We start from the raw sequence: 13043 nt of genomic DNA, 5'->3' as shown, positions 1-13043 counted from the left end.
CGATGGTCTCGATAATCGTTAGTGCTGCAATGAATTTTTTTCGGCGGCACTGGCGGCGTAGTTTTGACCCAAGCCAGACGGCTTCTCAACTCAACGACTTCGAGGCCAGACCGATGAACTTCAATCTCTTTCCCGTGATCGCCGCATCCGCCATTTCCGCTTCCGTGGTGCAGGCTGCCAATGCCCATGTCGAGATCAGCCAGCGCAAGGCGGCGACGCCAAGCTACACCACTGAATACCTGCGCCAGAGTGCCAATTTCTATGCGGCTTTGGATCACAAGGCTTCGCACTGAGTGTTGTGTTGTTCTTGAGGGCCTCATCGCCGGCAACGCCGGCTCCCACAGGTTTTGTGGTGTACGCGAGACCTGTGGGAGCCGGCGTTGCCGGCGATGAGGCCCTTGAGATCACTTGGCCATGATCGCCTTGAACAGCTCCGATTCCAGCCAGCCCTGCAACCAGGCCCTTAGCCTTGGATAGGGCGCCTCGGCGAACCACTGCGGTTCGACCCCGGCGAACTGGCGGATAAACGGCAGCAGGGCGGCATCGGCCAGGCTGGGGTGGTCAGCGAGCAGGTAACGCTGCTCGCCGAGCCTCCGCTCCAGGTCTTCCAGAATCACTTCAGCCTGCTGGCGGTAGTGCTCCCGGGAATGCTCCGGGTAGCGCTCGGCATATTTGTAGTGGTTCAGGTGGATCTTGAACTCGCCATCATTGCGCGCGATCAGCGCGTCGATCTGTGCATCGCCCTGCAGGCGCCAGTCCTGCGGATCGTTCTGCTCCAGCGCCCAGCGCATGATCTCCAGGCTTTCCTCCAGCACCCGGCCCTCGACGCTGAGCACCGGCACCGTGCCCTTGGGTGACAGCGCCAGCATCTCGGCCGGCTTGGCCTTCAGGCTGACTTCTTCGATCTGCACCGCCACCCCGGCATAGCGCAACGCCAGGCGCGCGCGCATGGCGTAGGGGCAGCGGCGGAACGAGTAGAGGATCATCCCGCCACCTCCAGGTGACTCAGGCCATTGCCCTGGCGGCGTACCTGGATCTGTACGCCGATCCGCTCATGCATTTCCTGTACGTGGGAAATCACCCCGACCTTGCGCCCCTGGGCCTGCAGGCCGTCAAGGGCGTCCATGGCCAGTTGCAGGGATTCCGGATCGAGGCTGCCGAAGCCTTCGTCGATGAACAGCGATTCGATGCGCAAGGTGCTCGATGCCATGGACGCCAGGCCCAGCGCCAGGGCCAGCGAGACAAGGAAGGTCTCGCCGCCGGACAGCGAGTGCACCGAACGCAGTTCGTCGCCCATCTCGGTGTCCAGCACCAACAGGCCGAGCTGGCTGCCGCCGCGCTTGAGGCGGTAGCGCTTGACCAGTTGGCGCAGTTGCTGGTTGGCGTGATGCACCAGCAGGTCGAGGTTGTAGCTCTGGGCGATCTTGCGGAAGGTGTCGCCGCTGGACGAGCCGATCAGGTCGCTGAGCCGTGCCCAGCGCTGCCATTCGGCGCGGGCCTGGGCGATGCGCTCGGCCAGGTTCTGGCTGGCCTGCTGGCGGCGCTGGTCTTCGGCCTGCTGTGCACGCAGTTCGGCGCAGTGGTGTTCGTGCTGGTCCAGCTGTTGCTGGCTGGCCAGCAGGGCCTCTTCCAGTTGTTCGGCGCTTTGCTCGGTGAGTTGCTGCTTCTGGTGCTGTTGCAGACGCTCGTCGCGCTCCTGCACCCGCACGCTGGCTTGCTCGACGGCCTTTTCCGCGGCTTGCAGGCGCTGACGCAGTTGCGCGACCTGCTCGTCGTCCATGGCCAGCAGGGCGTCGAGGCCGTGTTCGTCCAGCTCCGGATGGGCTTCGCGCCATTGACCGATGGCGGCTTCCAGTTGCTGGCACTCCTGTTCCAGCGCCTGCTGTTGTTGCTCGCGGGCCTTTAGCTCGCTGGACAGCGCAGCAGCCTGGGTACGGGCCTCGTGCATCTGCTGGGCGAACCCGGTTTCGCTGGCGCGGGCCTGTTCCACCGCCTGTTCCAGGGCGCGTTGCCAGTGGTCGGCATCGGTGTGTTCGCCGATCAGTCCGGTCAGGGCTTCGCGGGCCTGCTGTTGCTGGGCCTCCAGGCCGGACAGTTGCTGGCTGCGCTGTTCCAGCGCCTGCTGGCGGTCGTGCTGCTTGCCGTCGAGGCTTTCCCGCTGCTTGAGGCGTTCGGCCAGGTCCTGCTGTTCGTCCTTCTGCTGGTCGAGCAGTTGCAGGCGCGCGCTGATCTGCTGGTCGAGGCTGAGGAAGGTCTCGGACGGGGTTTCGCGCAGGGCGGCGAAGATCTCCGCTGGCAGCAGGGCTTCGAACTGGGCGAGATCCTGGTCGAGCCGCTGTTGGTCGGCATTCAGGCCGTCCTGTTGCTGGTTCAGCTGTTGCGCAGCCTGCTGGCTGGCCTGGTTGGCCGCTTGCAGTTGCTGCTGGAGACGGGCGGCGTCCTGTTGCAGGGTCAGCAGTGTGTGCTGGCGCTGCTGGTCGCGCTCGATATCGTCGTTGAGGCGGCGCAGTTGCAGCTCCAGCCAGCGGCTGCGGGCGGCGCTGTCGTGTTCGGCCAGCTGTGGATAAAGCGCCTGGGCTTCCAGCTCCGGGGCCAGGGCCTGGAGTTGGGTGTTCAGTTGCTCCTGCTGGTGCGCGTATTCCTTGAGCTGGCCATTGACGCCTCCGAGGCGCGAGCGCAGTTCGTCGAGCTTCTCGGTCAGGTCGCTGACCACCTTCTGCGCGGCGGCTTCTTCGCTTTCGTCGTGGCGGGCGAGGTTTTCCAGCAGGGCTTCGGGCTGGTGATAAGGATGCTCCAGGCTGCCGCAGACCGGGCAGGGCTGTTCGTCCTGCAGCTGCGCGCGCAGCTCTTCGACGCTGGCATTGCGCGCCAGGCGCTGGCGTTCGAGTAATTGGCGGGTCAGGGTCAGGGCTTGCTGGGCGGCTTCCAGTTGCTGCTTGCCCTGCATGCCCTCGGCGATCAGTTGCTGGCGCTCCTGCTGGGCGCTGGTCTGGCGTTCGCGCAGGGCGTGCAGGCGTTGCTCGATCTCTTCCTGGCGGGCCCACAGCCGGGCCAGTTCCTCGAAGCCGCGGTGCAGCTTGCGGTTGTCCTGCAACAGGGTGCCGAGCAGGCCGATCTGTTCGGCCAGGGCCTGGGGTTCGGCAGTGCTTTCCTGGAACAGCAGTTCGAGGGACTGGCGCAGCTCGTCGCATTCCCGGGCGCGGGCTTCGGCGCTCTGGCGCAGGGTCGGTAGCTCCTCGCGGCCCTTGGCCAGACGGTTGGCGGTGAGCATCACTTGCTGCAACTGGCCGCGATAGACGTGCCAGGCACTGTCCAGCCCGGCCAGTCCGGCGCTCTGCTCAAGCTGCGCGGCGATGCTGGCAAGACTCTGTTCGTGGCGCTGCTGGTGTTCGGCAAGGCCGTGCAGTTGCGCCTGGCCATCGGCGAAGGCTTGTTGCGCCTGGGCCGTCTGCTCCCGTTCGCGGGCCAGGTCCTGGTCGAGGCGGGTCAGGTTGTGCTGGGTTTCGAAAGCCTGGCGCAGGCGTGGCGCGCTGTCGCTGTGCGCCGCAAGGGCCTGGGCCAGTTGCGCCTTGGCGCCTTCCAGGTCCTGCTCCAGTTGCTGCTGGCGTTCGCCCAGTTGCGCTTGCTCCTGGCGTTGCTGCTCCAGGGCGGCAGCCAGTGGCGAAAGCTGATTGAGCACGTCCTGGCGGCGGGCGAACTGGTGACGTTGTGGCGCCAGTTGTTCCAGACGGGTGAGGTCGAGGCGCTCGGTGCCCAGGCCGTCCCAGTCCTGGTGGGCACTGGCCAGGGCTTCGGCGGCGGCCTTGTGCTGCTCCTGCAGGGCCAGCAGTTCGTTGCGCCAGTTGCGCTGCTGTTCCAGTTGGCGCAGTTGGCCCTGTTCGGCTTTCAGGGCTTGCTGGGCTTCGACCAGTTGCTGATCGAGAACCCCGCGCTCTTCCTCGCTCATCGGCAGGACGCCTTCGGCTTCCTTGTTCAACTCCTTGAGCGCTTCGGCGGCATCCCGGGCCTTGATAAAGGCGCGCTGGCCGAGCTGGGTGTAGATCGCCGTGTTGGTGAGCTTTTCCAGCAGCTCGCTGCGTTCCTTGTCGTCGGCCTTGAGGAAGGCGCTGAACTCGCTCTGCGCCAGCATCACCGCGCGGGTGAACTGGGCGAAGTTGAGGCCCAGGCGCGACTCGATCAACTGCTCGTACTCGCGCTTGCTCTGGTTGCTCAGCAGTTGCTGGCTGTCCAGGTCGTGCAGGCTCTGGCGGCTGCCTTGCAGCTTGCCGTTGGCCTTGTCGCGGGCGCGGTTGGCTTCCCAGCGGGCGCGGTAGCGGCGGCCGTCGATGCCGACGAAGTCGACTTCGGCGAAGCAACTGCCGGTGCCGCGGCGCAGCAGGGTGCGCGGGTCGTTGGTGAGGATTTCACCGTCGGCGTCGGGGACCTTGGTTTCGCGGCCGATGTTCTCCAGGCGCGGTACCGAGCCGAACAGGGCCAGGCACAGGGCGTCGAGCAGGGTGCTCTTGCCCGCGCCGGTAGGGCCGGTGATGGCGAACAGGCCGGCGCTGGCCAGCGGTTCGGCGGTGAAATCGATCTCGAAGGGCCCGGCCAGGGAGGCGAGGTTCTTCAGGCGGATGGCGAGGATCTTCATGGCTGTTCCTCCTGTTGCTGGACTTCCTGCAACAGCAGGGCGAAATCGGCCAGGGTGGCGTCATCGGCGGCGCTGCCGTAGGCCTGCTCCCAGGCGCGGGCGAACAGGTCCTGGGGGCGCAACTGGCCGAGTTCGACCAGGCGTTGTTCTTCCTCGCCATCGGCGCCAATGCGCCCGGCGTATTCGGCGCTGATGCGCACCAGGCGCACCGCCTTGCCTTGCAGGGCGGTTTCCAGTTGCTGGCGCAGGTCGGGCTGGGGTTCGTCGAGTTGCACCCGCACTTCCAGCCAGGGCTGGCGGTGTGGGTCGTCGAGCAGGTCGACTACCGGCAGTTCAGCGAGGCTGTCGAGAATCTCCGCCAGCGGCGCCGGGCCGACCCGTTGCAGGGCCACGGCGCGCGGCACGCTGCGGCTTTCCACACCGACCAGCTTGTTGCCCTTGAGCTCCACTTCGAGGATCTGGTGCGGGTACTTGATCTCGGAGAACGACAGCGGCAGTGGTGAGCCGCAATAGCGGATGCGTTCTTCGCCATTGACCTTCTGCGGCTTGTGCAGGTGGCCGAGGGCGACATAGGCGATCTCGGCGCCGAACAGGCTGGCGGGCAAGGCCTCGGCGTTGCCGATGATCAGGCTGCGCTCGGAGTCCTCGGACACCGAACCGCCGGCCATATGGGCATGGCTGATGGCGACCAGCGCCTGCTTCGGCTGGCGCCGTTCAAGGGCCGCGGCGATGAGTTTCTCGTGGACCTGGCCGATCCCGCGCAGGTAGTCCTCGCCCAGGTGCGGGCCGGTGACTTCGGCCGGGCGCAGGAAGGGCAGGGCCAGGCACCAGGCCTCGACCTTGCCCTTGGCGTTGGTCAGCGGGATCAGCAGGCGCTCGCTGTCCAGCTCGCCTTCGTCGAGCCATTGCACGCGGCCGAGGGCGTGGGTGCGCAGGCTGCGCATCAGCGGGCCGGGGAGTTCGATGCGTGAGCCGGAGTCATGGTTGCCGGCGATCATCACGATGGTCAGGGCCGGCTGTTGCTCGTGGGCCTGGACGATGAAGTTGTACAGCTGTTCCTGGGCCTTCACTGGCGGGTTGACGGTATCGAAGATGTCACCGGCGATCAGCAGGGCATCGGGCTGGCGCAGCTTCAGCTGGCCGAGCAGCCAGTCGAGAAAGCAGGCGTGTTCGAAATCGCGCTCCTGGCCATGGAGGGTTTGCCCCAGGTGCCAGTCGGAGGTGTGAAACAGACGCATGGAGTGTCCTGTGACGGGGGCAGGATGGAAAACCGGTAATGGTACCTGAAATGTGTGTTGCTCTTGGGGGCCTCATCGCCGGCAACGCCGGCTCCCACAATGTTCGCGGCGACACAAGACCTTGTGGGAGCCGGCGTTGCCGGCGATGAGGCCATCAAGACCAGCAGAGATCTACTTGGGATAAAGAGGCGGCAAGCTGCCATTCTCACCCTGGGCCGGCTGAGCCTGCTCCGAAGCGGGAATGGTACTGATCGCCCGCCACAGATCCTCGCCCTGCCAGTACTGCCCAGCCTCGCTGTACAGCGCGCTGTTGAGCCCGTCGAGGGCGTCGGACAGCGGCACGAAGCGCGCGGCCATGTCGGCCAGGGTCTGCGGTTGCTGGCGGGCCCAGGCGTCGAGGGCCTGGCGGGTGGCCTGGGGGTCGTTGGCCTGGCAGGCGCGCTTGAGGTCGTCGAGCAGGGTGCGCGGGCTGGGCCCTGCCGGGATCACCCGGGCCACCGCCGGTTGCGAACGGGCACGCCACCACAGGGCGAAACCGGCCAGGGTGGTGAGGGCGAGAATCAGCGTGCTCAGTTGCCATGGCCAAAGCAGCTGGCTGCCCTGGCCGGCGGCGGCACTCGGGGTTTCCGCACTCAGCGCCGGGTTGTCCTGCACATCGAGGCTGCGCGCCGGCAAGCTGCTGTGTTCCAGGTGGTCTTCACGGGTGTTCCACCAGACCACTTCCAGGCTCGGCAACTCCAGTTTGCCGCTGTGGGTCGGCACCAGCGCCTCGCGCTCCTCGCGGCTGCCGATCAGTCCGCGTTCGTCGATCTGGTTGCGCAGTTGCGGCTGGTCCGGGTAACGCCGCAGGCCGGCGATCTCGGCGACCGGCAGCGGCGTCAGTTGCGTACTGGACAGGCCCTCGGCCTTGAGCGTGACGCTGCGGGTCAGCGAGTCGCCGATCTGTACCGGGGTCTGCTCCGGGTCCGGGCTCCAGTGTTCTTCCAGGGTCAGGCTGCGCGCCGGCAGCCAGGTCGCCCCGGCCGGGTAGCTGGCCGGGATGGGCTTGACCTGCAACGGCAGCTCCCGCGAGCTGACCCGTACCTGGGTGTTGCCGGCGGCAGTCGGGCTGTCGCTGTCGCCGCTGGCACTGGTGGCGCTGAAGGTCAGCGACGGCACCGTGACCGTGCCGCTCTGTTGCGGATACAGGGCATAGCGCATTTCGATCACGCCATGGCGGATGCCGTTGATCAGCTTCTCGTAGGTACGCGATTCGCCCAGCGGTTCGATCTTCACCCCGTCCAGTTGCAGCGGGCTGAGGGTGCTGTCGTCGTACAGCGACACCGAGTGGTAGATGCGCAGGGTCAGCACGGCCTGGGCCTGCACGTAGACGCTGCTCTGGTCGAGGCTGGCCTCGATGAACACCGGGGCGAGCAGGGGCACCGGGGTGTCTTCGGCAACCTGGACCTGCAACTGGATCGGCTCGCTGTGCATTTCGCCGAGGTGCAGCGCGGGGATTTCCAGGGTGCCGGCGCGCCGTGGCATCAGGGTGACGACCCAGCGGGTGGTGGCTTCGTTCTGTCCGTCGAGGGTGTTGAGGCTGTTGAGCTGGCGCGTGCCGCGCACCTCGAAGTCGGCCTGCAAGGGCGTCAGGTCGGGCTTGCCGAACTGGGTGACGTCGCGGATTTCCAGGGTCAGCTCCAGGGTCTCGGCCGTGTTCAGCTGGCTGCGGTCGACAGTCGCCAGCAGCCCCTGGGCCTGGGCCTGCAAGGCGAAGAAAAGACAGAAGACGAAGGCGCAGACGCGGCTCATCGATGGGTTTCCTGAAGTTGTTGCTGTTCGTACCAGAACTTGCGTCGCAGCAGTTGTGAAGGATTGTCCGGAATCTGCCGCAGCCATTGTTCCAGGGCCTGGCGCTGCTCGGCGTCGAGGTTGCTGCCGGTGGGGCGCTGGGGCGCCTGGGTGACTTCGTCGTCGTCATCGCCGGAGGTGCTTTGCTGGGCCTGGCTGTCACCCTGTTCCTGGGCTTCGCCGGGCTGCTCGCCGGGCTTTTCCGCGTCGCTCTGGCTGCTGTTCTGCTGCGGGTTGTCGGTGCTTTCGCCGGGCATCTGCTGGCCATTCTGCTCCGGCTTGTCTTCCTCGGGCGGTGGCTCCGGCGGCTTTTGCTCCTGCTGGCGCTGTTGCAGCAGTTGCTCGACCAGGGCCTTGTTGGTCAGCGCTGGTTGCAGGTCGGGCTGGCGTTCCAGGGCTTCCTCGTAGGCGTCCACCGCCGCTTCCAGCTCGCCGCCACGGGCCAGGGCATTGCCACGGTTATAGTGGCCGGCGGCGCTGTCGTCGAGGGCGAACTGGCGGGCAGCAGCGGCGTAGTCGCCGGCTTCGTAGAGGGCCCAGCCTTTCCATTGCGGGTCCTGGAAGTGCCTGGCCGCTTCCGCCGGGCGCTTGCGTTCCAGCAGGTGCTGGCCCTGCTGGTCGGGGCGGCGCCACAGTTCGTTGAATTCGAAAGCGTAAGAGGGTTGCGGCAGGCACCACAGCAGCGGCAGGCAGAACAGCCAGCCACGCCGCCCGGCGCAGGCGGCCAGCAGCAACAGCGGCAGGAGCAGCCAGTAGCCCTGGTCGGCCCAGGTATCCAGTTGCAGGGTCTGGCCGTCGTTGCTCAGGGTTCGCGGTGTGTCGAACAGGCCCAGGCCACGCAGGTCGAGGTCGTCGATGCGGGCGTGGCGGTAGCGGCCGCCGAGATCGCCGACGAAGGCCTTGAGGCTGGCGCTGTCGAGGCGCGGCATCAGGATCGCGCCGTCGGCGTCCTTGATGAACTCGCCATTGGCCTGCTTGACCGGTGCGCCCTCGGCGCTGCCGACACCGAGCATCAGCAGCGGCGGGCCGTTGCGGCCCAGGGCCTGGCCGATGCCCTGGCGTTCTTCATCGTTCAGCGACGACGCGATCAGCAGCAGCCGGCCCTGGCCCAGGGCGCCCTGGGCGAGCAGGGACAAGGCCTTGCCCACGGCCAGATCGGCGCGTTGCCCGGGCTGCGGCATGATCCCCGGTTCAAGGGCTTCAAGCAGGTTGCGGCTGGTGCCGAGGTCGTCCGACAGCGGCACCAGGGTGTGGGCGCTGCCGGCATAGACGACGATGGCGGTCTGGCTGTCGCGGCGGTGTTCCAGCAGGTCGAGGATCTTGCGCCGGGCCTGCTCCAGACGGGTCGGCGGGGTATCTTCGGCGAGCATGGCCGGGGTCAGTTCGAGGAGGATCACCAGCGGGTCGGCGGGACGCTGGCGGGTTTCTTCCAGGCGCTCCCAGCTCGGCCCGAGCAGGGCCAGCACGCCGAGCATCCAGGCCAGACCAAGGGCGACCCAGGGCAGCTTGCTGTCGTGACCGCTGCCGCCACCGAGCAGGACGCCGTGGAAGGCCGGCGGCAGGATCATCTGCCAGCGTCCGGCGCGTTTCTGCCGGTGCCAGAGTTTCCACAGCAGCCAGGCCAGCAGCGGCAGTGCCAGTAGCCACAGCGGGCGCATGAAGTGAGGCCAGAGTTCGCTCATCGACGCCTCCGCAGACGCAGGCGCTTGAGGCGCTGGCGCCATTCCGGGTGCGGCTGGAGGAAGTCCGGGCGGCGCAACAGGCGCTGGAGCAGGCGTTGCAGCAGGTGATCGGGCCAGCGCTCGCGGATCACCAGGGCCACGCTGAGCAGCATCGCCGCGGCCAGGGGCCAGGCGTACAGGGCTTCGGCGGTGCGCGCCTGGGTGGGTTGCTGTTCCACCGGTTCGAGCAGGTCGAGGGTGTCGCCGATGGCCTTGAGCTCGGCGCCGTCGCGGGCGCGGAAGTACTCCCCGTGAGTGATCTGGGCGATCTCGCGCAGCGAGGCTTCGTCGAGGTCGAGGCTCGGGTTCAGGCCGATCTGCCCGGCAGTGCCGCTTTCTTCCGGGCTGGCGCCGATACCGATGGTGTAGATGCGGATGCTCTCCTGGGCGGCCAGGCGCGCGGCGGTCAGCGGGTGGATCTGCCCGCCGTTGTTGGCGCCGTCGGTGACCAGGATCAGCACGCGGCTGTCGGTAGGACGCAGGCGCAGGCGCTTGACCGCCAGGCCGATGGCGTCGCCGATGGCGGTGTTCTTGCCGGCGATGCCGATCTGCGCGTCATCGAGGAAGTTGCGCACGGTGCGCCGGTCGAAGGTCAGTGGTGCCTGCAGATAGGCCTGGCTGCCGAACAGGATCAGGCCGACGCGGTCGCCGTCGCGGTGCTGGAGGAAGTCGCCGAGCAGGTCCTTGACCAGCGACAGGCGGCTGACCTCTTCACCGTCCCAGCTCATGTCCGGGTAATCCATGGAGCCGGACACGTCCACCGCCACCAGCAGGTCGCGACCGCTGGCGGCCACCGGCAGCGGTTCGCCGAGCCATTGCGGGCGGGCGGCGGCGCACAGCAGCAGCAACCAGACCAGCACGAAGGGCGCCTGCTGGCGCAGGGTAGGGAGGTTGAGGCGGGCGCGGCGTCCGGCCAGGCCTTCCAGTTCGTCGAGGAAGCTGACCTTGAGCACCGGCTCGCCGCTGTCGGCGGCGGGCAGCAGCAGGCGCGCCAGCCAGGGCAGCGGCAACAGGGCGAAGACCCACGGCCAGGCCAGTTCAAACATGCTTGCGGATCCAGGTTTCGACTGCCTGATTGAGGCCGGCGATGGCCTTGTCGTCGAGGCGGCATTCGGGTTTGTAGGTGCCTTCCACCAGCACCATCCAGCGGGTCAGCCCGGCGGCCGGGCAGCGGTTGTCGAGAAAGGCCAGCCACTGCCGGCCATTGAGGGTATGGCTGTGGCTGTCCGGGTAGTGGTTGCGGCACAGGCGCTTGAGCAGGGCGTTGAGCTGCTGCAGCCAGGCCCCGGCCGGGGCGCCGTCGTAGGGCTTGGGCAGTTGCGCCAGTTCGGCCAGCGCGGCGACGCGCACCGGGTCCAGCGGTTGCTCTTTGCGCGGTACGGGAGCTGCCTTCGGCCGCCAGTGGCGCAGGCGCCAGAGGCCCCAGCCAAGCAGCGGCAGCAGCACCAGCAAAGCCCACCAGCCCGGTGCCGGCGGCCAGGCGCTGACGGGCGGTGGAGCGATCAGCGGTTGCAGTTGTGCCAGTGGGTTCATCGCAGCTTGCCTGCCCGTTGCGGATCCAGGTATTCGCGCAACTGCTCGATCATTTCGCTCTGGGTGCTCAGGGGCATCAGCACTACCCGCAGTTTCTGCGCGAGCATTTCCCAGCGTTCGATACGCGCCTCACTCTGTTGACGGTAGCTCTGGCGCAGGTTGGCATCGAGGGTATCCAGCTCCAGTTGCGCGCCGCGCTGGGCGAAACGCAGGAGGCCGGCGGCGGGGAGGGCGTGGTCCAGCGGGTCGGAAATCGGCAGCAGGAGCAGGTCGCAATGGCGTGACAGCAGGCTCAGTTGCTGTTCGACCCCCGGATCGAGGGCGCGCTCGTCGCACAGGATGATCGCCAGGCTGCCCGGACGCAGCACCTCGCGGGCGCGGCGCAGGGCGATGCCGAGGGTTTCGGCCTGGGGCTGGGCCTCGGTGTGCAGCGACTGGTTGACCCGGGCCAGGCGGTTGAGCAGTTGCAGCAGGCTCTGCTTGCTGCGCCGCGGCTTGATCTCGTGGTGTTCGTTGTCGCCGAACACCAGCCCGCCGATGCGGTCATTATGGCCCAGCGCGGCCCAGCCGAACAGTGCCGCGGCCTGGGCGGCGAGCACCGACTTGAACATCAGCCCCGAGCCGAAAAACAGCCGCCGGCTCTGCTCGACCATGATGAAGATCGGCCGCTCGCGCTCCTCGTGGAACAGCTTGGTATGCGGCTCCTGGGTGCGTGCGGTGACGCGCCAGTCGATGTTGCGCACATCGTCGCCGGCCTGGTACACGCGCACCTGGTCGAAATCCACGCCGCGCCCGCGCAGCCGCGAATGGTGCAGGCCGACCAGCGGGCTGCGCTGGCCGGGGGCGGAAAACAGGCGGACCTCGCGCACCCGGTGACGCATCTCGATCAGCTCGGCGAGGCTGATGCGAATGCCGGGTGCGGCCAACAGTTGACTGGGCATGGGGGTCAGGCGACGGCGACGACGTCGAGGATGCGCTGGATCACCCGGTCCTGGTCGATCCCGGCGGCTTCGGCCTCGAACGACAGGATGATGCGGTGGCGCAGCACGTCGAACAGCACTGCCTGGATATCCTCGGGGCTGACGAAATCGCGTCCGGCCAGCCAGGCATGGGCGCGGGCGCAGCGATCAAGGGCGATGGAACCGCGCGGGCTGGCGCCGTAGGCGATCCAGTCGCCCAGCTCGGCGTCGTACTTGGCGCCGTTGCGCGTGGCCATGACCAGTTGCACCAGGTATTCCTCCACCGCATCGGCCATGTACAGGCCGAGGATCTCCTTGCGTGCGGCGAAGATCGCCTGCTGGCTGACCCGGCGTTCCGGCTTGGTCTCGCCGTTGAGGGCCTCGCCGCGGGCCTGGGACAGAATGCGGCGTTCCACGGCGGCATCCGGGAAGCCGATCTTCACGTGCATCAGGAAGCGGTCGAGCTGGGCTTCCGGCAGCGGGTAGGTGCCTTCCTGCTCGATCGGGTTCTGGGTAGCCATCACCAGGAACAGCGGCGACAGCTCGTAGGTGCTGCGGCCAACGCTGACCTGGCGCTCGGCCATGGCTTCGAGCAGGGCCGACTGGACCTTGGCCGGGGCGCGGTTGATTTCGTCGGCCAGTACCAGGTTGTGGAAGATCGGCCCTTGCTGGAACACGAAGCTGCCGGTTTCCGGGCGATAGATCTCGGTGCCGGTGATATCGGCGGGGAGCAGGTCGGGGGTGAACTGGATGCGATGGAACTGTGCCTCGATACCGTCGGCCAGTTCCTTGATGGCCTTGGTCTTGGCCAGGCCGGGAGCGCCTTCGACCAGCATATGGCCGTCGGCCAGGAGCACGATGAGCAGACGTTCGACCAGTTTCTCCTGGCCGAGGATCTGGGTGGAAAGAAAGGTGCGCAGCGCGATCAGCGCTTCACGGTGTTCCATCGTGACGGTTCCTGGAGTGGCGCCCGGGGCGGCATCGAGCGCCCGGACAGGGGCTGATACTTTAATCCATCCGGGGGGTCGCCGACTAACGGTGGCGGGGGAAATTCTTCGGGGGGCAGCTCAGATCCCTTGTGGGAGCCGGCGTTGCCGGCGATGGCGTCCGGTCATGCAACCATTTTGCCCCT

The 13043-nt window shown here is 67.3% G+C and carries 10 protein-coding genes; 1 reads left to right on the top strand and 9 read right to left on the bottom strand.

Going from position 1 to position 13043, the window contains the following annotated elements; all coding sequences use genetic code 11:
• The first annotated feature begins 113 nt into the window (after window positions 1-113).
• Window positions 114-293 carry a hypothetical protein gene (locus ACODSK_RS26250; RefSeq protein WP_489020112.1) on the top strand — a complete coding sequence of 60 codons (180 nt, stop codon included), beginning with the start codon at window positions 114-116 and terminating at the stop codon, window positions 291-293.
• Window positions 294-404: 111 nt separating this feature from the next.
• On the opposite strand, the gene ACODSK_RS26245 is transcribed toward ACODSK_RS26250, so the two are convergent.
• The 9 genes from ACODSK_RS26245 to ACODSK_RS26205 form a co-directional block, all read right to left on the bottom strand.
• On the bottom strand, window positions 405-986 hold the full coding sequence (locus tag ACODSK_RS26245) for a glutathione S-transferase (protein WP_489020086.1): 582 nt from the start codon (window positions 984-986) through the stop codon (window positions 405-407).
• The gene (locus ACODSK_RS26240; protein ID WP_489020084.1) at window positions 983-4630 is read right to left on the bottom strand and encodes an AAA family ATPase; all 3648 of its coding nucleotides are present in this window, start codon (window positions 4628-4630) and stop codon (window positions 983-985) included. Before ACODSK_RS26240 ends, ACODSK_RS26245 begins: the two co-directional genes overlap by 4 nt.
• On the bottom strand, window positions 4627-5868 hold the full coding sequence (locus ACODSK_RS26235; RefSeq protein ID WP_489020082.1) for an exonuclease SbcCD subunit D C-terminal domain-containing protein: 1242 nt from the start codon (window positions 5866-5868) through the stop codon (window positions 4627-4629). Before ACODSK_RS26235 ends, ACODSK_RS26240 begins: the two co-directional genes overlap by 4 nt.
• A 171-nt stretch (window positions 5869-6039) precedes the next feature.
• Window positions 6040-7659 (bottom strand): BatD family protein, encoded by a 1620-nt coding sequence (locus ACODSK_RS26230; RefSeq protein WP_489020080.1) that lies wholly within the window; start codon window positions 7657-7659, stop codon window positions 6040-6042.
• Window positions 7656-9380 carry a VWA domain-containing protein gene (locus tag ACODSK_RS26225; protein WP_489020078.1) on the bottom strand — a complete coding sequence of 575 codons (1725 nt, stop codon included), beginning with the start codon at window positions 9378-9380 and terminating at the stop codon, window positions 7656-7658. The genes ACODSK_RS26230 and ACODSK_RS26225 overlap by 4 nt, the downstream gene beginning before the upstream one ends.
• Window positions 9377-10465 (bottom strand): vWA domain-containing protein, encoded by a 1089-nt coding sequence (locus ACODSK_RS26220; RefSeq protein WP_489020077.1) that lies wholly within the window; start codon window positions 10463-10465, stop codon window positions 9377-9379. Before ACODSK_RS26220 ends, ACODSK_RS26225 begins: the two co-directional genes overlap by 4 nt.
• Window positions 10458-10952, bottom strand: coding sequence for a DUF4381 domain-containing protein (locus ACODSK_RS26215; RefSeq protein WP_489020075.1), 495 nt, complete (start codon window positions 10950-10952; stop codon window positions 10458-10460). Before ACODSK_RS26215 ends, ACODSK_RS26220 begins: the two co-directional genes overlap by 8 nt.
• Window positions 10949-11893: a DUF58 domain-containing protein gene (locus ACODSK_RS26210; RefSeq protein ID WP_489020073.1), complete on the bottom strand. Its 945-nt coding sequence runs from the start codon at window positions 11891-11893 to the stop codon at window positions 10949-10951. Before ACODSK_RS26210 ends, ACODSK_RS26215 begins: the two co-directional genes overlap by 4 nt.
• Window positions 11894-11898: 5 nt before the next feature.
• Window positions 11899-12858 (bottom strand): AAA family ATPase, encoded by a 960-nt coding sequence (locus tag ACODSK_RS26205; protein ID WP_064303528.1) that lies wholly within the window; start codon window positions 12856-12858, stop codon window positions 11899-11901.
• Window positions 12859-13043 lie beyond the last annotated feature (185 nt).

The sequence above is a fragment of the Pseudomonas sp. FG98 genome, from assembly GCF_057808595.1.
This window is presented reverse-complemented; position numbering and strand designations above follow the sequence as displayed.